At 64.4% G+C, this 23,719-nt stretch carries 24 protein-coding genes; 14 read left to right on the top strand and 10 right to left on the bottom strand.

What is annotated here, in order from left to right; all coding sequences use genetic code 11:
• Positions 1–51: 51 nt before the first annotated feature.
• The 3 genes from DKM43_RS01355 (at position 52) to ssb (ending at position 2,807) form a co-directional block, all read left to right on the top strand.
• Complete coding sequence (locus DKM43_RS01355) at positions 52–309, top strand: FeoA family protein (RefSeq protein WP_109796681.1); 258 nt, start codon at positions 52–54, stop codon at positions 307–309.
• A complete protein-coding gene (gene feoB, locus DKM43_RS01350; RefSeq protein ID WP_109796680.1) occupies positions 306–2,162 on the top strand; it encodes a ferrous iron transporter B in 1,857 nt (618 codons plus the stop codon). The genes DKM43_RS01355 and feoB overlap by 4 nt, the downstream gene beginning before the upstream one ends.
• A gap of 96 nt (positions 2,163–2,258) precedes the next feature.
• Positions 2,259–2,807, top strand: coding sequence for a single-stranded DNA-binding protein (gene ssb / locus DKM43_RS01345; RefSeq protein WP_109796679.1), 549 nt, complete (start codon positions 2,259–2,261; stop codon positions 2,805–2,807).
• A 45-nt stretch (positions 2,808–2,852) separates the two neighbouring features.
• Here the strand turns inward: ssb and DKM43_RS01340 are convergent, their stop codons facing one another.
• Positions 2,853–3,599, bottom strand: a complete 747-nt coding sequence (locus DKM43_RS01340; RefSeq protein WP_109796678.1) for a 7-carboxy-7-deazaguanine synthase QueE — start codon at positions 3,597–3,599, stop codon at positions 2,853–2,855.
• A gap of 21 nt (positions 3,600–3,620) precedes the next feature.
• Positions 3,621–6,323: a valine--tRNA ligase gene (locus tag DKM43_RS01335; protein WP_109796677.1), complete on the bottom strand. Its 2,703-nt coding sequence runs from the start codon at positions 6,321–6,323 to the stop codon at positions 3,621–3,623.
• Positions 6,324–6,503: 180 nt separating this feature from the next.
• Here DKM43_RS01335 and DKM43_RS01330 point away from each other — a divergent pair, with 180 nt between their 5' ends.
• The 4 genes from DKM43_RS01330 to DKM43_RS01315 are packed head-to-tail and all read left to right on the top strand — an operon-like array spanning position 6,504 to position 10,026.
• On the top strand, positions 6,504–7,619 hold the full coding sequence (locus DKM43_RS01330) for an ABC transporter permease (protein WP_109796676.1): 1,116 nt from the start codon (positions 6,504–6,506) through the stop codon (positions 7,617–7,619).
• Entirely contained in the window at positions 7,619–8,470 is an 852-nt protein-coding gene (locus tag DKM43_RS01325) for an ABC transporter ATP-binding protein (RefSeq protein ID WP_109797026.1), read from the top strand. Before DKM43_RS01330 ends, DKM43_RS01325 begins: the two co-directional genes overlap by 1 nt.
• Positions 8,471–8,479: 9 nt before the next feature.
• The gene (locus DKM43_RS01320) at positions 8,480–9,439 is read left to right on the top strand and encodes an MlaD family protein (RefSeq protein WP_109796675.1); all 960 of its coding nucleotides are present in this window, start codon (positions 8,480–8,482) and stop codon (positions 9,437–9,439) included.
• A 14-nt stretch (positions 9,440–9,453) separates the two neighbouring features.
• The gene (locus DKM43_RS01315; protein ID WP_109796674.1) at positions 9,454–10,026 is read left to right on the top strand and encodes an ABC-type transport auxiliary lipoprotein family protein; all 573 of its coding nucleotides are present in this window, start codon (positions 9,454–9,456) and stop codon (positions 10,024–10,026) included.
• Between the two features lie 14 nt (positions 10,027–10,040).
• On the opposite strand, the gene DKM43_RS01310 is transcribed toward DKM43_RS01315, so the two are convergent.
• From DKM43_RS01310 to crcB, 6 genes are read right to left on the bottom strand one after another with little or no spacing between them, the layout of a single operon-like run.
• Positions 10,041–10,760, bottom strand: a complete 720-nt coding sequence (locus DKM43_RS01310; RefSeq protein ID WP_109796673.1) for an ATP12 family chaperone protein — start codon at positions 10,758–10,760, stop codon at positions 10,041–10,043.
• Position 10,761: 1 nt separating this feature from the next.
• A complete protein-coding gene (locus DKM43_RS01305) occupies positions 10,762–10,980 on the bottom strand; it encodes a hypothetical protein (RefSeq protein WP_109796672.1) in 219 nt (72 codons plus the stop codon).
• Positions 10,977–11,633, bottom strand: coding sequence for an HAD-IA family hydrolase (locus DKM43_RS01300; RefSeq protein ID WP_109796671.1), 657 nt, complete (start codon positions 11,631–11,633; stop codon positions 10,977–10,979). The genes DKM43_RS01305 and DKM43_RS01300 overlap by 4 nt, the downstream gene beginning before the upstream one ends.
• Positions 11,634–11,643: 10 nt before the next feature.
• Complete coding sequence (locus tag DKM43_RS01295) at positions 11,644–12,246, bottom strand: FMN-binding negative transcriptional regulator (protein ID WP_109796670.1); 603 nt, start codon at positions 12,244–12,246, stop codon at positions 11,644–11,646.
• Positions 12,246–13,532, bottom strand: a complete 1,287-nt coding sequence (locus DKM43_RS01290) for an RluA family pseudouridine synthase (protein WP_109796669.1) — start codon at positions 13,530–13,532, stop codon at positions 12,246–12,248. Before DKM43_RS01290 ends, DKM43_RS01295 begins: the two co-directional genes overlap by 1 nt.
• The gene (gene crcB, locus DKM43_RS01285; protein WP_109796668.1) at positions 13,529–13,927 is read right to left on the bottom strand and encodes a fluoride efflux transporter CrcB; all 399 of its coding nucleotides are present in this window, start codon (positions 13,925–13,927) and stop codon (positions 13,529–13,531) included. Before crcB ends, DKM43_RS01290 begins: the two co-directional genes overlap by 4 nt.
• Positions 13,928–14,115: 188 nt before the next feature.
• Here crcB and rpsU point away from each other — a divergent pair, with 188 nt between their 5' ends.
• The 5 genes from rpsU (at position 14,116) to gatB (ending at position 18,439) form a co-directional block, all read left to right on the top strand.
• On the top strand, positions 14,116–14,322 hold the full coding sequence (gene rpsU / locus DKM43_RS01280; RefSeq protein ID WP_109796667.1) for a 30S ribosomal protein S21: 207 nt from the start codon (positions 14,116–14,118) through the stop codon (positions 14,320–14,322).
• Between the two features lie 177 nt (positions 14,323–14,499).
• Positions 14,500–15,057, top strand: coding sequence for an FKBP-type peptidyl-prolyl cis-trans isomerase (locus tag DKM43_RS01275; RefSeq protein ID WP_109797025.1), 558 nt, complete (start codon positions 14,500–14,502; stop codon positions 15,055–15,057).
• Between the two features lie 100 nt (positions 15,058–15,157).
• Entirely contained in the window at positions 15,158–15,460 is a 303-nt protein-coding gene (gatC, locus tag DKM43_RS01270; protein ID WP_109796666.1) for an Asp-tRNA(Asn)/Glu-tRNA(Gln) amidotransferase subunit GatC, read from the top strand.
• Positions 15,460–16,944, top strand: a complete 1,485-nt coding sequence (gene gatA / locus DKM43_RS01265; RefSeq protein ID WP_109796665.1) for an Asp-tRNA(Asn)/Glu-tRNA(Gln) amidotransferase subunit GatA — start codon at positions 15,460–15,462, stop codon at positions 16,942–16,944. The genes gatC and gatA overlap by 1 nt, the downstream gene beginning before the upstream one ends.
• Position 16,945: 1 nt before the next feature.
• A complete protein-coding gene (gene gatB, locus DKM43_RS01260) occupies positions 16,946–18,439 on the top strand; it encodes an Asp-tRNA(Asn)/Glu-tRNA(Gln) amidotransferase subunit GatB (protein WP_109796664.1) in 1,494 nt (497 codons plus the stop codon).
• An 82-nt stretch (positions 18,440–18,521) separates the two neighbouring features.
• Here gatB and DKM43_RS01255 read toward each other — a convergent pair whose 3' ends face one another.
• Both DKM43_RS01255 and DKM43_RS01250 read right to left on the bottom strand, forming a co-directional pair.
• Positions 18,522–18,818, bottom strand: coding sequence for a hypothetical protein (locus DKM43_RS01255; RefSeq protein ID WP_109796663.1), 297 nt, complete (start codon positions 18,816–18,818; stop codon positions 18,522–18,524).
• Between the two features lie 169 nt (positions 18,819–18,987).
• A complete protein-coding gene (locus DKM43_RS01250) occupies positions 18,988–21,846 on the bottom strand; it encodes a M16 family metallopeptidase (protein ID WP_109797024.1) in 2,859 nt (952 codons plus the stop codon).
• Between DKM43_RS01250 and DKM43_RS16420 the strand changes: the two genes are divergently transcribed.
• Complete coding sequence (locus DKM43_RS16420; RefSeq protein WP_161554011.1) at positions 21,845–22,003, top strand: hypothetical protein; 159 nt, start codon at positions 21,845–21,847, stop codon at positions 22,001–22,003. The two genes, DKM43_RS01250 and DKM43_RS16420, sit on opposite strands and share 2 nt — an antisense overlap.
• Positions 22,004–22,087: 84 nt before the next feature.
• The gene (locus tag DKM43_RS01245) at positions 22,088–23,707 is read left to right on the top strand and encodes a M28 family metallopeptidase (RefSeq protein WP_109796662.1); all 1,620 of its coding nucleotides are present in this window, start codon (positions 22,088–22,090) and stop codon (positions 23,705–23,707) included.
• The last annotated feature ends 12 nt before the right edge of the window (positions 23,708–23,719 follow it).

Genomic DNA, 23,719 nt, shown 5'->3' with positions numbered 1-23,719 from the left:
TTTTATTGCGAATGACTTGCAATCACTTCGTTGCTATGGCAGCGGAGACTTGTGACGCTCGATCAACTTCCTATCGGAACTCCTGCGCGAATCGCTCAGGTCGACTGGCCTGCGCTGGTCCCCGAAGAAGCGCGGCGGCTGCGCGCTCTCGGCCTTGATGAGGGGGCGCGGGTCACGCTTGCCTATCGGGGCGTGTTCATCGGCCGTGATCCGCTGGCGGTTGAGATCGGGCGGATGACCGTGGCGATCCGCCGGGTTCATGCCCGCGCCATGCAGGTTGAACCGCTGGCGGAAAAGACTTCGGCATGACGCGCAAGACGACGGTTGCCGCATTGGTGGGCAATCCCAATGCGGGCAAGAGCGCGCTGTTCAACGCGCTCACCGGCGCGCGCCAGAAAATCGCGAACTATCCGGGTGTTACCGTTGAACGCAAGGCAGGCCGCCTGCTGCTGCCTTCGGGTGAGCCGGTGGAACTGGTCGATCTGCCCGGCTCTTACGCGCTGGATGCCGCGAGCCCGGACGAGGAAGTCACCCGCAAGGTCATCATGGGCGAACAGGAAGGGCAGGCGCGGCCCGACGTGATCGTGCTGGTGCTCGACAGTTCCAACCTCGAACAGCACCTTGTCTTTGCGCAGGAAGTGATCGAACTGGGCCGCCCCACGGTGGTGGCGCTCAACATGATCGATCTGGCCGAGCGCGACGGCCTGACGCTTGATCCAGCGGCGCTTGAGGCCGCGCTGGGGGTGCCGGTCATCCCCACAGTGGCCGTTCGCCGCCGAGGCTTGACCGAACTTGCCGCCGCGATTGCCGAGGCGCGCGAGCGGCCCGAAGCGGCCCATCCCGCGCCGCGCCCGCATGTGACCCTGCCCGAACGACGGATGCTGGCGCATCAGATGGCAACCGCGGCGATCCTTTCGGAAACCGCAAGGCACCGCATCCACGCTCGGATGGACAAGGTTCTGCTGCATCCCTGGGCCGGGCCGCCGATCCTGTTTGCGCTGCTGTTCGTGGTGTTTCAGGCAGTGTTCACCTGGGCCACGCCCTTTGCCGACGGGCTGGAAGCGCTGGTCGGCGGGCTGGGCGATCTGGCCAAGCAGACCCTGCCGGAAAGCCTGCTGCGCGATCTCCTGACGGAAGGGGTGATCGCGGGGGTCGGTTCGGTGGTGGTTTTCCTGCCGCAGATCGTGATCCTGTTCTTCTTCATCCTGACGATGGAGGCGACCGGCTACATGGCGCGCGCCGCCTTCCTGATGGATCGCATGATGGCGGGTGTCGGTCTTTCGGGTCGCAGTTTCATTCCGCTTCTGTCCAGCTTTGCCTGCGCCATTCCGGGCATCATGGCCACGCGCAGCATTACCGATCCCAAGGACCGGCTGACGACGATCCTGATTGCTCCCATGATGACCTGTTCGGCACGCCTGCCGGTCTATGCGGTCATCATTGCCGCCTTCATTCCCAATACCAGAGTGGGGCCGGGGGTGGGCTTGCAGGGCCTTGTGCTGTTCTGCCTCTATGTGGCGGGGATCATCGGCGCGATGCTGGTGGCGCTGGTCCTGCGCCGTTCGGTGACGAAAGGCGCGGCTTCGGGGTTCATCATGGAACTGCCGAAGTATCAGCTTCCCACGGTAAAGGATCTGGCACTGGGGCTGTGGCAGCGGGCGTGGATTTTCCTGCGCCGCGCGGGCACGATGATCTTCACCGTGACCATCGCGCTGTGGATCCTCCTGAACTTCCCGCGCGCCGAGCCGGGACAGGACCAGATCGATGCCTCGATTGCGGGCACCATGGCCAACGGGCTTGCCGTCGTGCTTGAGCCGATCGGCTTCAACCGCGACATGAGCCTTGCGATCATCCCGGCCATGGCCGCGCGCGAAGTGGCGGTCAGCTCGCTCGCCACCACCTATGCCGTGGGCGCCGAGGACGAGGAAGAGGCCGCGATGGCGCTGGGCGCGCAGCTCAGGACGCGCTGGACCCTGCCGATGGCGCTGGCTTTCCTTGCTTGGTTCGTGTTCGCGCCGCAGTGCCTTTCCACTATCGCCGTGGCCCGGCGCGAGACGAACGGCTGGAAATGGCCAGCCTTCATGCTCGCCTATCTTTTCGCACTGGCCTATGTGGCGGCGGGCATCACCTACTGGACCGCGATTGCGGCGGGGCTGGGCTGACGGGGCCAATTCCTTCTGGAAAACTCGCGTCCCGGACTCGCCCCGCGCCAAAACCATGCGCTAGGCATTCGGCCAGATCAGAAGGAACCCGATTCTATGGCAGGCAGCGTCAACAAGGTTATCCTTGTCGGAAACCTGGGGGCTGACCCCGAAATCAAGAGCTTCCAGAACGGCGGCCGCATTGCCAACCTGCGCATCGCCACGTCGGAGACGTGGAAGGACCGCGCCACCGGCGAGCGCAAGGAGCGCACCGAATGGCACAATGTCGTCATCAATTCCGATGGCCTTGTGGGCGTTGCCGAACGCTATCTGCGCAAGGGTTCCAAGGTTTACATCGAAGGCCAGCTTCGCACCCGCAAGTGGCAGGACCAGTCGGGCAATGACCGCTATACCACCGAGGTTTCGGTGGGAATGAACGGCAATCTCACCATGCTCGACGGTTCGGGCGGAGCCGGTGGCGGTAGCGGCATGGGCGGCGGTGGTGGCCGTTCTTCGGGCGGTGGCTGGAACGAGGGTGGTTCCGGCGGCGGCGGCTATGGCGGCGGCGCGCGCGGCGGCGCATCGGGCGGCGGTTCTTCCGGCGGCTGGAATCAGGGCGGCGGCAGCAGCTTCGGCGACGATCTCGACGACGACATTCCGTTCTGAGCCGATCACTGGCCGTTCTGAGCCGATCACTGGCTGATCGGACCGTCAGGTGCCGCGCGTATCGCCGTAAAGGTGGATGTGCAGCCGGTCGGTAAAGCGCCAGCCGCGATCCAGCGCTTCTTCCGCCAGCCAGCGCGCACGTTCGCGCAAGGTGGAACTGGCGGTGCCTTCGGGCATCACGAAGAGGTGATCGGGCCGAATGGCGTGGCGGGCCTGAAGCGCGGCGATTTCGGCCAGATCGGCAGGCGCCGAAACCACGAACTTGAACCACGCGCGCGGATCACGCGCCCATTCGTCCAGCCGTTCGGGCACGAGCGCCAGCGCGGCGTCGTTGCCCGAATGGGCCAGCTTGGGGCTGACGTTGAACTGATCGGCCAGATGGTCGAGCGCGGGATGAACCGGGACCGTGCCGTTGGTTTCGATCTCGACATGAAGGTGCGGGCGCGCGGCTTTCAGCAGCGCCACCATGCGCGCGAGCGCCGCACCTTGCAGCAGCGGTTCTCCCCCGGTGATGACCAGCCGGTCTTCCGGATGGGCAAGGACAAGCGCGGCGGCATCTTCCTCTGAAAGGGACACCTGGTTCTCGGCCCGTTCGAAGGCCACTTCGTCGCGGTGGGGTCGGTTGTCGCCCGAAAAGCGCCAGGTATAGGCCGTATCGCACCAGCGGCAGGCCAGATTGCAGCGTGATAGCCGCACGAAAACCGAAGGCCGCCCCATGCCGGGGCCTTCCCCCTGAAGCGAGGAGAAGACCTCCGGCTCGCCGGGGTTGACCGTGGCCAGAACCAGCATCAGGCGCTTCCCACCGCGCGGTCCCTATCCCAGCCGCCTGAGCGCGGCGGTGAGCCGTTCGGCTTCGGCGGCGTGCATCGCATGGTCGGCGCGGGCCTTTTCGACTGCTTCGGGCTTGGCCTTCTCGACGAAGGCGGGATTGGACAGGCGCCCTTCCAGCGCTTTCGCTTCCTTCTGCGCGGTGGCCAGCGCCTTTTCCAGACGCGCCTTTTCGGCCGCAATGTCGATCACGCCTTCAAGCGGCACGATGATATTGGCATCGCCTGCGCCCACTTGCATGGCAGCGCCTGCGGGCGCGCCTTCGAAGCGGATGCCGTTAAGACGGGCAAGGCGTTCGATGGCGGCGGGGGTCGCCTCGATGATTGCGCGGGTCTGCGCCGAAGGTTCGGGCAGGTAGGCATCGAGCTTTGCGCCCGGCGCAATGCCCAGTTCGTTTCTTGCGGTGCGCATGTTCGAAACCAGCGCGATCAGCCACTCGACCTCGCGCTTGGCGGCGGCATCCACCGCTGCTTCGGGTCTGGGCCAATCCGCAACGATCAGTTCGCGTTCCCGATCCCCAAGCGCATGCCACAGTTCTTCGGTGACGAAGGGCATGAAGGGATGGAGCATGACGAGGATCTGATCGAGCACCCAGCCTGCCACGGCCTTTGTCTCGGCATCGAACGAACCCTTGATAAGCTCGATATACCAGTCGCAGAACTGGTCCCACACGAAGTGGTAGATCGCGTTGGCGGCGGCATCGAAGCGCAGGTCGGCCATGGCCTGATCGAGTGCGGCGACGGTTTCCACCACTTCACCGATGATCCACTTGTTGACGGACGAGGTTGCGGCAGGAGCGGCAACTGATGTGCTGCCGGTGATGCCGTTGCTCTGGCAGAAGCGCGCTGCGTTCCACAGCTTGGTGGCGAAGTTGCGGTATCCCTCGACGCGGCGCTCATCCATCTTCACATCGCGGCCCTGGCTTTCCATGGCGCACATGAAGAAGCGCAGCGCATCGGCGCCATACTTGTCGATGAGGCCCAGCGGATCGACCACGTTGCCCTTGGATTTCGACATCTTCTGGCCATCGGCCGCGCGGACAAGGCCGTGCAGGTAAAGCTTCTTCCATGGCACTTCCTTCATGAAGTGCATTCCCTGCATGGCCATGCGCGCATCCCAGAAGAACAGGATGTCGAAGCCGGAAACCAGCAGGTCGTTGGGATAGTGCTTCTTCAAGAGCGGCGCGTCTTCATCCGGCCAGCCAAGCGTGGCGAAGGGCCAGAGGGCGGATGAGAACCACGTGTCGAGGACGTCCTCGTCACGGGTCAGCGTTACGCCCGCGCCTGCTGCGGCCTGGGCTTCTTCTTCGGTTTCGGCAACGTAGCACTCGCCATCCGAGCCATACCAAGCCGGAATCCGGTGCCCCCACCAGAGCTGGCGCGATACGCACCAGGGCTGGATGTTCTCCATCCAGTTGAAGAAGGTCTTTTCCCATGTCTTGGGCACGATCTCGATGGCGCCCGAACGCACGGCTTCGATGGGCGCCTTGGCCAGCGCGGCGGCATCGACATACCACTGGTCGGTCAGCCACGGTTCGATCACCACCCCGCCGCGATCACCGAACGGGGTCTGGATCGTGCGCGGTTCGGCATCGTGCTGAACCGTGTTGCCTTCCTTGTCCTTCGTGACATGCGGGATCAGGAAGCCCTGTTCCTTCATCCGTTCGACCACCAGACGCCTCGCATCGAAACGGTCCAGTCCGATGAACTCGGCGGGCACCAGCCCGTCTGCCGTCTGCACGACGCGGGCTTCGGCATCCAGCATGTTGAGCATCTGCGACGGCGCAATGCCTGCGCGCTTGCCCACTTCAAAATCGTTGAAATCATGCCCCGGCGTGATCTTCACCGCGCCCGAACCCAGTTCCGGGTCGGCATGCTCGTCGGCCACCACCTTGAAACGGCGTCCGGTCAGCGGCTGGAGGATTTCCTTGCCGATGACCGACTGGTAGCGCGCGTCATCGGGATGGACCGCCACGGCCATGTCGGCCAGCATGGTTTCAGGGCGCGTGGTCGCAACTTCGATGTAGTCCAGCCCGTCATCGCGCTTCACGCCGTCTGCCAGCGGATACCTGAAGTGCCAGAAATGGCCCTGCACCTCGCGCGTTTCCACCTCAAGGTCGGAAATCGCGGTCTTCAGCTTGGGGTCCCAGTTCACCAGCCGCTTGTCGCGGTAGATGAGGCCCTGATTGTAGAGGTCGACGAAGACCTTCACCACGGCGCGGGTGAAGTGCGGGTCCATGGTGAACTGCTCTCTGGACCAGTCCATCGAACAGCCGAGGCGGCGAAGCTGGCGCGTGATCGTGCCGCCGCTTTCGCGCTTCCATTCCCACACCTTGTCCACAAAGGCATCGCGCGTGTAATTGATGCGCTTGTCGCCCTTGGCTTCCATCTGGCGTTCGACCACCATCTGCGTGGCAATGCCCGCATGGTCGGTGCCCACCACCCACAGCGCATCCTTGCCGCGCAGGCGTTCATAGCGGATGACCACGTCCTGAAGCGTATTGTCGAGCGCGTGGCCGATGTGAAGCGAGCCGGTGACGTTCGGCGGCGGGTTGACGATGGTGAAGGGCTGGGCATCGGGACGTTCGGGCCGGAACAGCCCGTTCTTCTCCCAATGATCATACCACTTTGCCTCGATTCCCGCAGGCTCGAAGGTCTTTGCAAGTTCGGCTCGATTATGCTCGGTCATGGCGCAGCGCCTTGCCATCCCGCGCCGCCATCGGCAAGCGCACAAAGACGCCATCCCGCGCCGCCATCGGCAAGCTGGTGATGATGTGAGGCATTACGGGAACCGTGGGCGCTGTCATGCCGTTACAACCCACGTGATGCACTTGTCGGCCCGTCCATATTCCCCCATGAAGCTGGCAAGATGCGGGAGTTGACCGATTTCCAGTTCGTCGCCGGTGCCAATGGCGAAACGGCGCTTGCCTTCAGCGGCCCGATGACGGTGGCCTCGCTGGGGCAGGCCGATGCGCGCCTGCGCGCCGCGGGCGATGCCTTTGTCGAGATTGATCTTTCGGCCGTGACGCGGATCGACACGGTCGGCGCGTGGACCGTCTGGCGGCTGGCACGCGATACCGGGGCGCGCATAACCGGATGCAGCGATGAGGCGCAGAAGCTGGTCGATGCGATCCGGCGTGCCGATGCGGGCGCGCCCGAAGTGCCCGAAAGGCGGCTGCCGCTGTTCAGCCGCGTGCCCGCACATGTCGGCATGGTGATGATCGGTCTGGGGCAGGGCGCGGTGCAGGTGCTCGGCTTCATGGGGCAGATCATCCAGACCTGCGGCATCCTGATCCGCCATCCCTCGCGCTTTCGCATGAAGGCGCTGGTGCACCAGATGGAACTGGTGGGGGTCAATGCACTGGCGATCATCGGCTTGATGAGCTTTCTGGTCGGCATCGTGATTGCCCAGCAGGGCGCGGTGCAGCTGCGCCAGTTCGGGGCCGAAATCTATACCGTGAACCTTGTGGGCCGCCTGACCTTGCGCGAACTGGGCGTGCTGATGACGGCGATCATGGTTGCGGGGCGGTCGGGTTCGGCCTTTTCCGCGCAGCTTGGCACGATGAAGCTGACCGAAGAGGTCGATGCCATGCGCACCATCGGTGTCTCGCCGGTAGAGGCGCTGGTGATCCCGCGCATTCTGGCAACCATGATCATGATGCCGCTGCTGGGCTTCTATTCGGCCTTCATCGGCATCATCGGTGGCGCCTTCCTGTCCTCGATGACGCTGGGCATTCCCTTCTTCACCTTCCTTGCCCGCATTCAGGAAGTGGTGCCGCTCTACGATGTGTGGGTAGGGCTGACGAAGGCGCCGGTATTTGGCCTGATCGTGGCGATTGCCGGCTGCTATCAGGGGATGCAGGTGAAGAACAACGCCGAAGAAGTGGGCACGCGCACCACGGCGGCGGTGGTCATGGCGATCTTCATGGTGATCGTGCTGGATGCGTTCTTCGCGGTATTCTTCACCGAGATCGGGTGGGGATGATGGCAGACGCCGACATTTCCATCCGGGTGCGGGGGGTGCGCAACCAGTTTGGCAGCCACGTGATCCACGAAGGGCTGGATCTTGATGTGCGCCGGGGGGAAATCCTTGGCGTGGTGGGCGGATCGGGCAGCGGCAAATCGGTGCTCATGCGCACCATTATCGGCCTTCAGATCCCGCAGGAAGGCGAGGTCGAGGTGCTGGGCCATTCGATCACCGATGCCCGCGACGACCGCGATATCGACATCCGCAGCCGCTGGGGCGTGCTGTTTCAGGGGGGCGCGCTGTTTTCCACGCTGACCGTGGCCGAAAACGTGGAAGTGCCGCTGCGCGAGTTCTACCCTGAAATCACCGACGAACTGCGCCAGGAGATTGCGCGCTACAAGGTTCTGCTGTCGGGCCTTCCGGCAGAGGCGGCGGCAAAGTATCCGGCGGAGCTTTCCGGCGGCATGAAGAAGCGCGCCGGCCTTGCGCGGGCGCTGGCGCTTGATCCGGAACTGCTGTTTCTGGATGAACCGACCGCCGGGCTGGACCCGATCGGGGCGGCGGCCTTCGACCAGCTTATCCTGCGCCTGCAACAGACGCTGGATCTGACCGTGTTCCTCATCACCCACGATCTTGATACGCTTTACGAGATCTGCGACCGGGTGGCGGTGATCGCGGATCGCCGGATCATTGCGGTGGGCACGATCCCGGAACTGCTCGCGCTCGACCATCCGTGGATTCAGGAATACTTCAACGGGCCGCGCGGCCGTGCGGCGCAGGATGCAGCCGAGCGGCACGAGGCGGCCAAGGTCATGGCGATGACACTTTTCCCGCAAGACGGCGATGCGCCAAGCGCGCAGAAGGCATAAGGACAGGACATGGAAACCCGCGCAAACCATATCTGGGTCGGCCTCGTCACGCTGCTGCTGCTGGCGGCGACCGCCTTTCTCACCGTGTGGATCGCCCGGCTCAATCAGGGTTCGCTCAAGGAATACGACATCTTCTTCAAGCAGTCGGTCGATGGTCTTGCCAAGGGATCGGAAGTGGCCTTTTCCGGTGTGCCTTCAGGGCAGGTGAAGACGATCGACCTGTGGGAGCGCGATCCGGAATTCGTGCGCGTGCGCATCGCCGTGGACAAGCGCGTGCCCATCCTGGTTGGCACCACTGCCAGCGTGCAGGGCAGCTTTACCGGTGTTTCGACGATTCAGCTGACCGGCGCGCACAAGGGCGCGCCCCCAATCGAATGCCCAAGGGAAAACCCGCGGGCGACCTGCCCGGAAGGCGTGCCCGTGATCCCGACAAAGCGTTCCGGGCTGGGCGAAATCCTGTCAAACGCGCCGCTGCTGCTGGAAAGGCTGGCCACCCTGACCGAGCGCCTGACCATGGTGCTTTCGGACAAGAACCAGAAGTCGATCGAGAACATCCTTGCCAATACCGACAAGCTGACCGGCAATCTGGCCGATGCCTCGCCCGATGTGAAGCGAACCCTGGCGGAGCTTCAGGCAACCCTGCGGCAGGCCAACTATTCGCTGGCCAGCTTTGAAAAGCTGACCAATTCGGCCGATTCGATGCTGAATGATGAAGGCAATGGTCTGGCACGGCAGCTTCGCCAGACGCTGAAATCGGCGCAGAGTGCGGCGGACGAACTGCAAGGCGCGCTCAGCGAAGCGCGTCCGGCGGCGCGCCAGCTGAACGAGCGCACGCTGCCCGCAGCCGAAGCGGCCATCCGCGATCTTCAGGCCACGACCCGATCCTTGCGCGATGTGACCGAGCGGCTGAACGATCAGGGTGTGGGCGGGTTCGTCGGCGGGGCAAAGCTGCCCGATTACAAGGAATGAGGAGGCGATACGAGATGATCCGCAAAGCATTGGCCGTCGCCAGCCTCTCGGCCGCGCTTGCCGGCTGTGTCAGCCTTGGTCCCAAGATTCCCGATACCTTGCTGGCGCTGACTGCCGAAGCCGCGCCCGCCGCAGGCACCGGGACGAGCGGAACGCTGGCCAGTGCGCTGGTCGTGCTGGAGCCTGCGGCCGAAGCGCGGCTTGCCGTCACGCGGGTGCCGGTGCAGATTGATGATGCGAACCTTGCCTATCTCAAGGGCACGATGTGGGTCGAACGGCCTTCGCGCCTGTTCCAGCGGCTTCTGGCCGAGACGATCCGCGCGCGCGGCAAGCGTCTGGTGATCGAGGGCGATCCGGGCGCGGGCAGTCATCAGCTTGCCGGGCGGCTGCTCGATATGGGGTGGGATGCGCGCAGCCGCATGGTGGTGGTGCGCTACGATGCGGTCCGACAAAGTGGCGGGAAGGTTGAGACCCGGCGCTTTGAGAGCACGGTGCCGGTCGCCGAGGCCGATCCGCGCCTCATCGGCCCGGCGCTGAATCAGGCCGCAAACGACGTTGCGCGGCAGGTGGCCGACTGGGTGGGATAGTTCAGGGTCTGCCTTTAACAGGCCGACCCGCGCTTGCCCCCGTCCTTCGCCAGGCCCGCAAACCGCGCTGCTGCGGCAAATGCTGCGGCGCGCTTTTCCCGCCGGTCCATGGCTTCGGCATCCTTGCCCCAAAGCTCGGCCTGCCAGTCCTCTTCAAGATTGGCCGCATCCCACAGCGCGTCGAGATCGGCATCGGGGCGCAGCGCGGCAAGGCCGATGATGAGCGAGGCGGCAAGGCTGGAGGTGTTGCGCAGCGCGGCAAGGCTGAAAGCATCGAGGCTTTCCAGTTCGGCCCTCAGCCGGGCAAGGGTTTCGGCGGGCTGCGGCTTGTGGATGATGCCCGCAACCCTGACGAAGCGAACCCCCAGCCTGTTTTCCGCATCGGCCAGAAGCGGATCCCACATCAGCCGCTGGCGCGCGGCAAAAGCCTCGTCCGGCTCGGCCCGGTAACACAGGGTGTCGGTTTCCGCATAGGGCAGGATTTCGCCTGCCACCGCATCCGGTGCAGGGGCAACCACATCAAGCGCATAATCGGCCATGTCGCGCAGCACGAAGCGGGCCGGATCGATCTCTTCGGGCTGTGCGGCCCACTCCTCGGCCATGGCTTGGGCCAGTGCGCGCGTCGGCACGGTCTGCGGCTTGCCGCCCACTGTCTTGATGGCCCTGCCATCGAGCCTCACCCCGAAGCCGCCCTCTGCGGCCTCGACTGTCACAACCTTGTAAAAACGCTTCATCTCAGTCCGGCGTCCGCCACTTTCGCGCCAGCAGGCGCGGCACCCAGAAAAACGCGATCATGCCGATCACGCACAGCAGATATCCGGCCACATCAGGAATGGCTGCCAGAATGGCAGGGCCGCGGCCCGTGCCGATCATCACGCCGAGCAGCACCAGCACCGCGCCGCAAAGACGCAGGATCTGCAAGGCCATGAAGCGTCCCGCTGCCGGATCGCTCATGCGATCTGCCCCAGCAAGACGCGCAGGTGGGCAATGTCCGTGGCAACAGCTTCGGCCCCGGCTTCGATCAGTTCGTCGGTTTCGTGATAACCCCAGTCAACCCCGATGGGGCGGACTCCCGCATTGACCGCCATGGCAATGTCATAGACGGTATCCCCGATCATCGCGGTGCGGGCGCGGTCGGCTCCGGCATCGGCGATGCACTGTTCGATCATCGAAGGGTGGGGCTTGGACGGGTGGCGGTCGGCCGTCTGGAGCGATACGAAGTGCCCGGTCAGGCCATGCATCTCAAGGCAATGGGCCAGGCCCCGGTCGGATTTGCCCGTGGCCACGGCCAGTTGCCAGCCGGAATCCGCCAGATCGGCCACCAGCGCGGCAATGCCTTCGTAGAGCGGCTCGGCCACGGCGCCCGAAGCGCGGCGCGCGCGGAAGGCGTCCTTGTAGAGTTCGGTCAGGCTGGCATGATCCTCGTGCGCGCCTTCGGGGTGCAACTGGCGCATGGCCTCGTGCAGCGAAAGGCCGACGACGCGGCGCGTGGCGTGGCGATCGGGCGGGATCAGCCCCGCTGCGCGGAAGGCCGCGTCCATGGCGGCGCAGATATCGGCCTGGCTGTCGACCAGTGTCCCGTCGCAATCGAATATGGCCAGTTTCATGGCGTGATCCTCATGGCACCAGCCGGCGCATCAGTTCGGCAATGGCTGGCGAGCCTTCGGCTTCCAGCCCTGCGGCGATGCGCGCGCGATCCTGTGCAGACTTGTTCTGCGACAGCTTGAAGGTGGGCCGCCATGCCAGAACTTCAAGTTCGAAGCCGATGATCCCGGTCATCATCCGGCGCAGGGTGTCGGCAGGCATCTTGTCCATCGTCCATGGCTGGCCATCGGCAAGGCGCGCTTCATGGGCGGTGGAAACCGCCTCAAGCAGACCGTGCAGCCCGTCCTGATCCATCCGCCGCACCCGGCCTTCCATTTCGAGGGCAACATAGTTCCAGGTCGGCACTTGCGCGGGATCGGCATACCAGCGTGGCGAGACATAGCCATCAGGGCCGTTGACGACGGCCAGCGCGGTCGTCCCGTCAAGATGCCTCGCCAGCGCATTGCCGCGCGACAGGTGAAACTGCACCGCGCCGTCGCCGGTGGAATGAAGTGGCACATGCGCCACGCGCGGCCCATCGGGCGTTGCGGCAAAGATCATCCCGAAACCGATCTCGGCGATCAGCGCCTCGAACAGGTCGCGCTCGTCAAGCCGGAAGGAGGGATTGGGGTGCATCAGCGCGCCTTGCCTCCGGGCGGGCCTGCCGGGCGCGCCGGAGCCTTGCCGACGGCCTTGCGCGGTGACTTGGAAGGTGCCTTTGCCGCGGGCTTGCGGCCCTCCGTCTTTGCGACCGGTTTGGCGCCGGGCTTGGCCGAAGCCGCGCGCTTGCCGGTGGGCTTGCGCGACGTGCTCCCCTCGGAGCGCTTGCGCCGTTCGCCCCGGCGCTCCTTGCGATAGTCCTTTGCGTGCGCCTTGGCCGCGCGCTTCTGCACGGTCTTGTCGTCAAGCAGCTTGGGCGCTTCGAGCGGAAGGTCGCCTTCTTCCTCGTGGAAGCCGAGGCTGGCCATGCTGGCGGCAAAGTGCGCGGGCAAGGGCGCGGTCACGTCGATCAGGTCGCCTTCGGGATGCTCGATGCGCAGGCGGCGGGCATGGAGGTGCATCTTGCGGCTGATCGAGCCGGTCAGAAAAGCGGCCTGCCCGCCGTATTTGCCGTCGCCCACGATCGGATGGCCGATTGCCGCCATGTGGACGCGAAGCTGATGGGTCCGCCCGGTCAGCGGCTGGAGTTCGACCCACGATGCCGCATTGCCCGCGCGGCTGATGATCCGGTAGCGGGTGCGGGCGGACTGGCCCTGGCCGCTTTCGTCGACCATCATCTTCTCGCCGCCGGTGCCGGGCTGCTTGGCAATGGGCAGTTCGATCAGCCCGTCCTTGATCTCTGGCACGCCGACGATCAGCGCCCAGTAGATCTTGCGTGCGGAACGGCCCGAAAAGTGCCGCGAAAAGAATGCCGCGCTGCCCGGCGTGCGCGCCACCAGCAGGACGCCCGACGTATCCTTGTCGAGCCGGTGCACGAGGCGCGGGCGCGGTTCGCCATCGGCGGCAAAGGCATCAAGCAGGCCATCGACATGTTCATGGGTGCCGCTGCCGCCCTGTGTGGCAAGGCCCGGCGGCTTGTTGAGCACGATTGCGGCGCGGTCCTTTTCCAGCACCATTGATTCGGCCAGCCGGATCTGTTCTTCGGTCAGGGGCTTGCGCACGCGCTGCCCTTTGGCTGGCGCGCCCACCGGAGTGGCATTGCCGGGCGGAACGCGCAGCACCTGCCCGGCTTCGAGCCGCGTATCGACATCCGCGCGTTTGCCGTCGAGGCGGATCTGGCCGGTGCGCGCCCAGCGTGAAACCGTGGCAAAACCCACTTGCGGCAGGTGCCGCTTGAACCACCGGTCGAGCCGCGCGCCCGCATCGTCGCGCCCGATGGTGAACTGGCGGACGCTGTCGTCTGGCAGCTTGCCCCGGCTCATGCCGCACCTCGCATCAGCGAAAGGCCGATGAACAGGCCGGCCACACCTGCAACGACCGAACCGAGCGCATAGACGGCGGCAAGGCCATGAAGCCCCCGCTCCACCAGCAGCGCGGTTTCGAGACTGAAGGCGGAAAAGGTCGTGAAACCGCCAAGCACGCCCACGCCAAGCAGGAGGCGCAGGGACTCGCTGCCGCCTTCGCGGGCGAGCCATCCGGCCAGCAGGCCCATGGCCAGACTGCCTACCACGTTGATCGCGAATGTGCCCCACGGAAACACGGTGTTGGGACCGGTCAAGGCGTTGACGGCGCGTCCTGCGTGAAAGCGCAGCATCGCGCCGACACCGCCGCCCAGGGCGACGATGGCGGTGGCGGCAAAGGTGTTGGGAGAACTCATGCGCAGGCCCTTAGACCCTGAGGCGGCAAAATGCACGAGTTTGCTTGCCTTTGGTGGCGGATTTGGTTAGTGGCGCACCCGTTCGGGCCGGTCCTGCACGGATTCGGCACTATTTTCGTTTTCAGAAATCAGGGTGAACCCCGCAAGTTCGGCGGGCTCTCGCCAGCAAGATTGAGGTGTAGCGGTTTATGCAGATTCTCGTGCGCGATAACAACGTCGATCAGGCTTTGCGGGCTCTCAAGAAGAAGCTGCAGCGTGAAGGCGTGTATCGTGAGATGAAGCTGCGCCGCCACTTTGAAAAGCCGTCGGAAAAGCGCGCCCGCGAAAAGGCCGCTGCTGTCCGTCGCGCCCGCAAGATGGAGCGCAAGCGTCAGGAGCGCGACGGCGTCAAGTAAGCGAGAGGCGGGGGCTGCGCCGGTTGCGATGCCCCTTTTCTCCCACTTGCCGTTTCAGCCCGCTTGGGCCAAGAGGGCGCCGGAATCCGGCGCCCTTTTTCGTGGCACCGGGACAGGCCATTCGAATCATCCGGCGCGGCTCAGGAAATGTGCGAGTCGCGGCCGCAGGGGGAAAGCATGTCGGAAATCACCCGCGTTCCGCTCCAGCCCGTTGCCAAGGGCTCGTTGACCAAGATCTGGCTGGGAGTGATCCTCGCCGTGCTGATCGGTTCGGGCGTTGCCTATGGCACCCGCTACAAGGGTATCACGATCCAGACCGTCAAGGCCGGTGAAGGCGGATCGCCCACTCGCGCGGACGTGGCGCTGATTAACTATGTCGGTCGCCTCGCCAACGGCAAGGAGTTCGACCGGGGTGAACGCGCGGTCCTGCCGTTGCAGACCGTGATCCCCGGATTTGCCGAGGGCCTTTCCAAGATGCAGAAGGGCGGCAAGTATGTCCTCGAAATCCCTTCGGACAAGGCCTATGGCGCCGAGGACAAGCGCAACCCGCAGACCGGCGAAGTGGTGATCCCGGCCAATTCCGATCTCGTGTTCGAAGTTGAACTGATCGACTACAAGAACGCCGCTGAGCTTGAGCAGCAGCGCATGATGATGGAGCAGATGCAGCGGATGCAGGGCGGCGCCCCCGGTGCCAATGTTCCGGGCACTGCCGCTCCGGGCGCTCCGCAACCCTGATCGCAGCCGGGCGCCCTTTGCGGGGCGGCCTCGGCTTGAAGCACGCCGTGCGCTCTGGTAGCGCGCGGCGTTCCTTTTTCTCTCGCTAGAGTATCCGACAATGTCCGTAGATACCGCCACCGTGGCGAAGATCGCGTCGCTGGCCCGCATCAAGATGACCGAGGCCGAGATTGACGCGATGGTCCCCGAACTCAACGGCATCCTTGCCTGGGTCGAACAGCTTGGCGAGGTCGACGTGACCGGGATCGAGCCGATGACCGCCGTCATCCCCAACCGGCAGCGCCTGCGCGAGGATGTGGTGAACGCCGATCCGCAGACCGGCGGCGACATGCGCGATGCGGTGCTGGCCAATGCGCCTGCTGCCGAACATGGCTTCTTCGGCGTGCCCAAGGTGATCGAATAATGACCGAACTGACTGATCTGGGCATTGCCGCCCTTCGTGATGGCATTGCCAAGGGTGATTTCACGGCCACCGAAGTGGCCACGGCGTTCAACGCGGCGGTCGAGGCGGCTCAGCCCGCGCTCAACGCCTTCATCGTGACGACGCCGGACAAGGCGCTGGAGGCGGCCGCGAAGGTCGATGCCGATCGCGCGGCGGGCAAGCCGCTGGGCAAGATGGCAGGCGTGCCCATCGGCATGAAGGATCTGTTCGCCACCAAAGGCGTGCAGACTACGGCCGCATCCCATATTCTGGAAGGCTTCGTGCCGCCCTATGAATCGACCGTTTCGCGCAAGCTGTGGGAAGCGGGCGCGGGGATGCTGGGCAAGCTCAACCTCGATCAATTCGCGATGGGCTCCTCGAACGAGACCAGCGCCTTCGGCAATGTCATTTCGCCGTGGCGGCGTCCCGGCGATGCGACGCCGCTGGCGCCCGGCGGCTCGTCAGGCGGCTCGTCGGCTGCGGTGGCGGCGCGCATTGCGCCCGCCGCCACGGGCACCGATACTGGCGGCTCGATCCGCCAGCCCGCCGCTTTCACCGGCATTTCGGGCATCAAGCCCACTTACGGGCGGTGTTCGCGCTGGGGCGTGGTGGCGTTTGCCTCCTCGCTCGATCAGGCGGGCGCCATGGCGCATGACGTGACCGACTGCGCGATCATGCTTGAAGCCATGGCCGGGTTCGACCCCAAGGACTCGACCAGCCTTGATCTGCCCGTGCCCGAATGGACCGCGAACCTTAACGCCGACATGCGCGGCAAGAAGGTGGGCATCCCGCGCGAATACCGCCTTGACGGGATGGACGCGGATGTCGCGAAAAGCTGGGACGATGGAATTGCGTGGATGAAGGACGCGGGCGCCGAGATCGTCGAGATCAGCCTGCCGCACACGAGATACGCGCTGCCCACCTACTACATCATCGCACCGGCCGAGGCGTCCTCGAACCTCGCCCGCTATGACGGTGTGCGCTATGGCCTGCGCGAGCTGCCCGAAGGCGCCGGCTTGCAGGACATGTATGCCGCAACGCGCGCCGCTGGCTTCGGACCGGAAGTGAAGCGCCGGATCATGATCGGCACTTACGTGCTTTCGGCGGGCTTCTATGATGCCTACTACACGCAGGCCCAGAAGGTGCGCACTCTCATCAGCCATGATTTCACCAATGCCTTTCGCGAAGTGGACGTGATCCTCGTGCCGACGGCGCCCTCTTCGGCCTTCGCGCTGGGTGAAAAGAGCGCCGATCCGCTGGAAATGTATCTGAACGACGTGTTCTCGGTTCCGGCCAGCCTTGCGGGGCTGCCGGCCATGTCCGTGCCAGCCGGGCTTGACCGCAACGGGTTGCCGCTTGGCCTTCAGGTCATCGGCAAGGCATTTGACGAACAGGGCGTCCTCAATGCCAGCCTTGCGATCGAACAGCGCGCGCAGTTCTCGGCCCGTCCGGCAAAGTGGTGGTAAGATGAGCGAATATCGTATTCAGGGCGCAACCGGTGAATGGGAGGTCGTGATCGGCCTTGAAGTTCACGCGCAGATAACCACCAACGCCAAGCTCTTTTCCGGCGCGGCGACGGCATTTGGCGCAGAGCCGAACACGCAGGTCAGCCTTGTCGATGCGGCGATGCCGGGAATGCTTCCGGTGCCCAACCGCGAATGCATCCGGCAGGCGGTGCGCACCGGGCTGGCCATCAACGCGAAGATCAACAAGTGGAGCCGGTTCGACCGCAAGAACTACTTCTACGCCGATCTGCCGCAGGGATACCAGATCAGCCAGCTCTATCATCCGCTGGTGGGCGAAGGTTCCATCGAGATACAGCTTGATGACAAGAACCCCGAAAGCACGAAGACCATCGGGATCGAGCGCATCCATGTGGAACAGGACGCGGGCAAGCTGATGCACGATCAGCACCCGACGATGTCCTATGTCGATCTCAACCGGTCGGGCGTGGCGCTGATGGAAATCGTCAGCCGTCCGGACATGCGCTCTCCGGCCGAAGCCGGGGCCTATCTTGCCAAGCTGCGGACGATCCTGCGCTATGTCGGCAGTTGCGATGGCAACATGGATCAGGGATCGATGCGCGCCGACGTGAACGTTTCGGTGCGCCGTCCGGGTGATCCGTTCGGAACGCGCACGGAGACAAAGAACGTCAACTCGGTGCGCTTCGTCATGGCCGTGGTCGAGCAGGAAGCGAAGCGCCAGGTCGCGGTGATCGAGGATGGCGGCACCGTGGTGCAGGAAACGCGCCTCTACGACCCTGACCGGAACGAGACGCGCTCGATGCGCAGCAAGGAAGACGCGCACGATTACCGCTACTTCCCCGATCCTGATCTGCTGCCGCTGGAACTGGACGATGCCTTCCTTGAGGAATGCCGCGCGTCCCTGCCCGAACTGCCCGATGCCAAGCGGCACCGTTATGAAACGGCGCTGGGTCTTTCGGCCTACAATGCAGGCGTGCTGACCGCGGATGTGGAAACCGCCCGCTGGTTCGAGGCGCTATTGGCCGAAACCGCGGCAAGGGCGAAGAAGAGCGAGGCCGAAGTGGCCAAGCAGGCATCGAACTGGCTGATCTCGGAGCTGTTCGGCGCGCTCAACAAGCTGGGAAGGAGTCTTGAAACCTCGCCGGTCAGCCCGGCGGCGGGTGCAGAACTGCTGGCGCTGGTGGCCGATGGCACGATTTCCGGCTCCATCGCCAAGCAGGTGCTGGAGAAGATGCTGGAAAGCGGTGATGGCGCGGCCGCCATTGTCGAGCGCGAGGGCCTGAAGCAGACCTCGGACACGGGCGCGATCGAAGCCGCCATCGACGGCATCCTTGCCGCCAATGCCGACAAGGTCGAGCAGTTCAAGGCAGGCAAGGAAGCCCTGTTCGGCTTCTTTGTCGGCCAGACGATGAAGGCCATGCAGGGCAAGGCCAACCCGCAGCTTGTCAACGAACTGCTGAAGAAGAAGCTGGGCTGATTTCCGCCCGTTTCCCGGCAAAGAGAAGGGGGGAGACCTTGCGGTCATCCCCCCTTTTTGGTTTCAGCGCGGCTTGCGCCTTTCAGGCGCGCGTGCCTTCCATGGGGAAGGTGCCGAACATGCCCGCTGTTACCTTGCCTTCCAGCTTGTCGCCGTCGACCGTGGCGGTGCAATCAAGAGTCATGGGCATGGGCACGGTCATCTTCATCTGCCAGGTGAGGGTGTTGCCATCGACCTTGCCGTTCTCCACTTCCATTGTGCCCATCTGGCCGCTGTTGGAGCCGGTGAAGCTGTCGCCATCGACATTGACGGTGAAGGTGCTGGTCTGATCGCCCATGGGGGTGCGGGTTACACAATTGTAGGTGCCGGCAACGGACATGTCTGCTCTCCCAATCGGTTTGCCAGCGCCAGTCTATCTACAAAAGTGTCAATAGCAAGACGGTGGCGGTAACGAACCTTTGCCGGGGCTGCCGGGAATGGCGCGTGAGAAGCCATCTGTCTCTGGGGCGGCCAGCCCCACGCGCCATTCAGACCGGCAGGAGACCGGGTTATTGCGGGGCCTTCATTTCTTCGACCGGAAGGCCAAACTTCTCAAGCTGCGGCCGCACCTTTTCGGCATCACCAACGACGACCCAGACCATGCCATCGGTGGAAACCTGCGCGCGAAACGCCTTGTCGGCATCGGCCGGGGTCATGGCTTCATAGCGGGTGGCAAGCGTTTCGTAGTAATCGTCGGGCCGACGATAATTCACGATCTTGGCCATGCCGTCGAGCACGGCGGCGCTGGTTTCGAACATGCCCGGCAGTTCGCGGGCGCTGCCCTTGGTGGACCAGTCCAGTTCCTCCTCGGTCACGCCCTTGGTGGTGCTGAACGTGTCGATCTCCCGCTTGATCTCGACCAGAGCATCGCCGGTGCGGTCAGTCTGGACGGGGGCGATGACCTGAAAGCGGGCGCGCTCTTGCGGCTCGGTCACACCGTTGTAGGCGCCATAGGTCCAACCCTTGGCCTCGCGCAGGTTCATGTTGATGCGGCCAAGGAAGTTGCCGCCCAGAATGTCGTTGGCGGTGTTGAGCGCCGTGTTGTCATCCGTGCCCTTGGCGGCAATCACCTTGCCCGCCATGATGAAGGATTGCGGCGAGCCGGGACGGTCCACCAGAATGACGCGGCTCTTCTGCGCCGGGATCGGAACGCTGAAATCCTTGACCGGGCGCGCCATGCGGTTGGCTGGCCAGTTGCCAAAGCTCTGGTCGAGCATATTTACCACGGCATCGAGCGTGGTATCGCCGACCACGAAGATCTTTGCGGTGTCGGGCCGGAACCAGCGCGCGTGGAATGCCTTGAGATCATCGCGGGTCAGCTTGGCCACGGCATCGGGATTGCCAAGGCCGCTGGGCGGCAGGGCGTAGGGATAGTCGCCATAGAGGGTCGGCACCAGCACCCGTGCGGCCAGCGCCTGCGGGTTCTTCATTTCGGCCGAGATCGCGGTGAGCTTCTGCACGCGCACGCGCTCAAGCTCTGCCGGATCGAGCGCGGGCCGGCGCACCACATCGGCCAGCAGGCCCAGCGACGGGGCGAGATTGGGGGAGAGTGCGTTGAGCTGGAACGAGGTGAGATCGGCATTGGCCGAGAGCGAGATCTGCGCCCCCAGCCTTTCGCGTTCACGCGCAAGCGCCGAGCTGCTGAGCTTTTCAGTGCCTTCATCCATCAGGCTGAGCAGCAGCGACTGCGTGCCCAGCGCCGATTTGGGATCGGCGGCATAGCCTGCATCGAAGCTGATCCGCACCGAAACCGTGGGCACTTCGCGGCGCTGCGCGAAATAGACAGGAATGCCGTTCTTCAGCGTGGCACGCTGGATCGTGGGGAAATCAAGTGGGGCAAGTTCGCCCACTTCGGGCAGCTTCGACCGGTCGGCCGGTCCGGTCGAGGCAACCGGCGCGCCCTTCATCGGCAAGTTCGGATCGGCATAGAAGGCGGGTTGGCGGCCCATGGCGTCGGTCGTGTAGAAACCGCCGCGCGCCTCGCCTCCTTCGGTGCGCTGGCCCGGCTCTACGGTGAGCGCGAAGACCGGTCGCGTCAGCCACTTTGCCAGTGCCGCGCGGACATCGGCAGGCTTCATCCTGGCCGTGCGTTCCAGCGCCTTGCGATAATGCGCGGGATCGCCATTGTAGAGGAGACCTTCGGCCAGCGTCGGTGCCTTGCCGGTGAAGCCGCCGGTGCGTTCAAGGCCACGGATCTCGCCAGCCGTGGCGCTGGTGGCCGCACGCAGCAGTTCGTCGGCAGTGGGGCCTTCCTTGATGAAGCGGGCGATTTCGGCATCGAGAGCGGCGGCAACCTTGGCCGGATCCTGCCCCGGCGTGACATCGGCCTTGATGACGAGCTGCCCGGCCTGCGCGAAGATTTCCGCTTCGGCCGATACTGATACGGCGAGCTTCTGCTGGCGCACCAGCGCATCATCAAGCCGCGACGAGGCAAGCCCGCCCAGCACCGATGCGCCCAGTTCCAGCGGCAGGTAATCAGGATTGTCGAGGCCGGGGATGGCCCACATGCGATAGATGCGGGTGGTGGCCACCTGATCCTTGATCGTCTTGGCGAGCGGGGCGGGAAGCGTGGGGACGGGCGCATCGACCGGCTTCACCGCCGGACCGGGCTTGATGTCGCCGAACCACTTGGCAACCTTGGCCTTTGCCGTTGCCACATCGACATCGCCCGCCAGCACGAGAATGGCATTGTTGGGGCCATAATTGTCGCGGAACCACTGTTTCACGTCATCGAGGCTGGCTGAATCGAGGTCTGCCATCGAGCCAATGGTCGAGTGGTGATAGGGGTGGCCGGAGGGATAGAGGTTTTCGAGCTGTTCGTATTCGACAATGCCGAAGGGGTTGTTGTCGCCCTGCCGCTTCTCGTTCTGGACGACGGCGCGCTGGTTATCGAGCACTTCCTGCGTAACCGCGCCGAGCAGGTGGCCCATGCGGTCCGATTCCATCATCAGGACCAGGTCCAGCGCGGCCGTAGGCACGGTCTGGAAATAGTTGGTGCGATCAAACCACGTGGTGCCGTTGAGATCGGTGGCGCCAACCTGCTGGAGCGGGACGAAGAAATCCCCCGGCACGTTTTCAGTGCCGTTGAACATCAGGTGTTCGAACAGGTGGGCAAAACCGGTCTTGCCCCTGGGTTCGTGCTTCGAGCCGACACCATACCACACCGATACGGCCACGACCGGCGCCTTGCGATCGGTGTGGACAAGCACGGTCAGTCCGTTGTCGAGCCTGAAGCTTTCATAGGGGATCTGCACTTTGGCAACCAGATCACCCAGCGGCGCGGGCTTGGCTTCCTGCGCGAAGGAAGGAACGGCAAGCGCGGTGGCGGCGGAGAGGGCAATCAGGCTTGCGGTGATCTTGCGGTGCATGGATATTCCCGAAATTGTTCGTCGCGACAGTCCGGTTGCCATCGTGCTTTCAAGGGGGGCAGGAACGCCGCTGTTGACGATCTTTCCCGTGCGCCCCGCCATATGGGCAGATTTGGCCGGTATCTCGGCAGATTTGGTTTGTGCTGTAACTTTCTAGTGCCCATGATCGCGCGCGCAAGAGGCGCGTGCCCAAGGGGCAGGTGCCATCCCGGCCGTTTCGACCAACGATCATGAGAGTCCGATGAACGTCAAGTTTCTTAGCATTGCCGCCTTGCTCGCCACCGCCGCCGTTCCGGCATTCGCCGCCGATCCGGTGTTCGATCCCGAAGCCGTGCGTGCCCATGTCACCTTTCTGGCCGACGATCTGCTGGAGGGGCGCGATACCGGAACGCGAGGCTATGACATTGCCGCCAATTACGTGGCCAGCCAGTTCATCGCCATGGGGCTGAAGCCTGCCGCGCCCGATGGAACCTTCTTCCAGAAGCTGACCGTGCGCGAGGCGCGGCTTGATGGTCCACCGCAGCTGACGCTGAGCTTCGGTGGAAAGGACACGGTGCTTTCGGATACGGGCCAGGTGCTGGTCCGCCCCAGCCTCGGCGATTCCACGGTTGATGTTTCGGCCCCGCTGGTCTTTGCCGGTTTCGGCTTCGACCGTCCTGACCTTGGCTTTGATGACTATCGCGGGCTGGACGTGAAGGGCAAGATCGTCGTTGTCCTTTCGGGCTTTCCCAAGGGGACGCCCAGCGAACTGGGTGCGCATCTCAATTCCGAAAAGGCGGTCATGGCCATGAAGCGCGGGGCCGTGGCCATGATTACCGTGCCCACCATCGAGGATACGGCGCGCCGCCCGTGGGAGCGCCGCGTGGCCATGTCGGATGGCCCGGCGAAGGGCTGGGTCGGCCCTGATGGCAAGGCGTTCAGCCGGTCGGGCGCAATCAGGGGGACGGCCACGATCAATCCCGATGCCGCTACGCCGCTGTTTGCCGCAGCAGGCAAGCCGCTTGCCAAAGTGCTGGCCGAGGCCGAACGCACCGGCGGGCGGCCGAAGGGCTTTGACCTGAAGGCCAGGGCGCGCCTTGCCTTTGCCAGTAGCTGGAAGGACGTGACGAGCAGCAACGTGGTGGCCATGCTGCCGGGCAGCGATGCGCGCCTTGCCGGGGAGTTCATCGGCATGACGGCGCACCTCGACCATATCGGCGATCACGGCAAGGGCGAGGACAGGATCTACAACGGCGCGATGGACAATGCTTCGGGCGTTGCCACGATGCTGGAGGTCGCGCGCGCCGTGGCGCAGGACAAGCCGCGCCGTTCGGTGCTGTTTGCCGCGCTGACCGGCGAGGAAGGCGGGCTGATCGGCTCCGACTATCTGGCGCGCAACCCGGTGGCGAAGGGTGAACTTGTTGGCCTTGTAAACTTCGACATGCCGATCCTGACCTACCGGTTTTCTGATGTCGTGGCCTTCGGTGCTGAAAACTCCACCATGGGCCCGGTGGTAGCCGAGGCAGCGAAGAAGGCCGGCATCACGCTCTCGCCCGATCCCATGCCGGAAGAAGGGCTGTTCACCCGTTCGGATCATTACCGTTTCGTGCAGCAGGGCGTGCCGGCCGTGTTCATGATGACCGGCTTTGCCGGCCCCGGCGAAAAGGCTTTCCGCGACTTCCTGAAGACTCACTATCATCAGCCGGGTGACGATCTGAAGCTACCCTTCGACTGGCAGGCAGGCGCGCTGTTTGCCAAGGTGAACTACTATACGGTGCAGGCGCTGGCGAACGCCGATCAGCGACCCCTGTGGTATGCGCGCAGCTTCTTCGGCAAGGAGTACGCGCCCAATGCGCCCAAGGCGGCGATGCCCGGCAAGTAGCCTTCGGCCTAT

The organism is Novosphingobium meiothermophilum (genome assembly GCF_003171715.1).
In the GTDB taxonomy this organism is placed as follows: Bacteria; Pseudomonadota; Alphaproteobacteria; order Sphingomonadales; family Sphingomonadaceae; genus Novosphingobium; species Novosphingobium meiothermophilum.
This window is presented reverse-complemented; position numbering and strand designations above follow the sequence as displayed.

Coding starts and splice junctions, on each gene's coding strand:
- feoB (WP_109796680.1), top strand. CDS start 306: ATGACGCGCAAGACGACGGTTGCCGCATTGGTGGGCAATCCCAATGCG.
- ssb (WP_109796679.1), top strand. CDS start 2,259: ATGGCAGGCAGCGTCAACAAGGTTATCCTTGTCGGAAACCTGGGGGCT.
- DKM43_RS01335 (WP_109796677.1), bottom strand. CDS start 6,323: ATGACCGAGCATAATCGAGCCGAACTTGCAAAGACCTTCGAGCCTGCG.
- DKM43_RS01330 (WP_109796676.1), top strand. CDS start 6,504: ATGCGGGAGTTGACCGATTTCCAGTTCGTCGCCGGTGCCAATGGCGAA.
- DKM43_RS01325 (WP_109797026.1), top strand. CDS start 7,619: ATGGCAGACGCCGACATTTCCATCCGGGTGCGGGGGGTGCGCAACCAG.
- DKM43_RS01320 (WP_109796675.1), top strand. CDS start 8,480: ATGGAAACCCGCGCAAACCATATCTGGGTCGGCCTCGTCACGCTGCTG.
- DKM43_RS01315 (WP_109796674.1), top strand. CDS start 9,454: ATGATCCGCAAAGCATTGGCCGTCGCCAGCCTCTCGGCCGCGCTTGCC.
- DKM43_RS01310 (WP_109796673.1), bottom strand. CDS start 10,760: ATGAAGCGTTTTTACAAGGTTGTGACAGTCGAGGCCGCAGAGGGCGGC.
- DKM43_RS01305 (WP_109796672.1), bottom strand. CDS start 10,980: ATGAGCGATCCGGCAGCGGGACGCTTCATGGCCTTGCAGATCCTGCGT.
- DKM43_RS01300 (WP_109796671.1), bottom strand. CDS start 11,633: ATGAAACTGGCCATATTCGATTGCGACGGGACACTGGTCGACAGCCAG.
- DKM43_RS01295 (WP_109796670.1), bottom strand. CDS start 12,246: ATGCACCCCAATCCCTCCTTCCGGCTTGACGAGCGCGACCTGTTCGAG.
- DKM43_RS01290 (WP_109796669.1), bottom strand. CDS start 13,532: ATGAGCCGGGGCAAGCTGCCAGACGACAGCGTCCGCCAGTTCACCATC.
- crcB (WP_109796668.1), bottom strand. CDS start 13,927: ATGAGTTCTCCCAACACCTTTGCCGCCACCGCCATCGTCGCCCTGGGC.
- rpsU (WP_109796667.1), top strand. CDS start 14,116: ATGCAGATTCTCGTGCGCGATAACAACGTCGATCAGGCTTTGCGGGCT.
- DKM43_RS01275 (WP_109797025.1), top strand. CDS start 14,500: ATGTCGGAAATCACCCGCGTTCCGCTCCAGCCCGTTGCCAAGGGCTCG.
- gatC (WP_109796666.1), top strand. CDS start 15,158: ATGTCCGTAGATACCGCCACCGTGGCGAAGATCGCGTCGCTGGCCCGC.
- gatA (WP_109796665.1), top strand. CDS start 15,460: ATGACCGAACTGACTGATCTGGGCATTGCCGCCCTTCGTGATGGCATT.
- gatB (WP_109796664.1), top strand. CDS start 16,946: ATGAGCGAATATCGTATTCAGGGCGCAACCGGTGAATGGGAGGTCGTG.
- DKM43_RS01255 (WP_109796663.1), bottom strand. CDS start 18,818: ATGTCCGTTGCCGGCACCTACAATTGTGTAACCCGCACCCCCATGGGC.
- DKM43_RS16420 (WP_161554011.1), top strand. CDS start 21,845: ATGGATATTCCCGAAATTGTTCGTCGCGACAGTCCGGTTGCCATCGTG.
- DKM43_RS01250 (WP_109797024.1), bottom strand. CDS start 21,846: ATGCACCGCAAGATCACCGCAAGCCTGATTGCCCTCTCCGCCGCCACC.
- DKM43_RS01245 (WP_109796662.1), top strand. CDS start 22,088: ATGAACGTCAAGTTTCTTAGCATTGCCGCCTTGCTCGCCACCGCCGCC.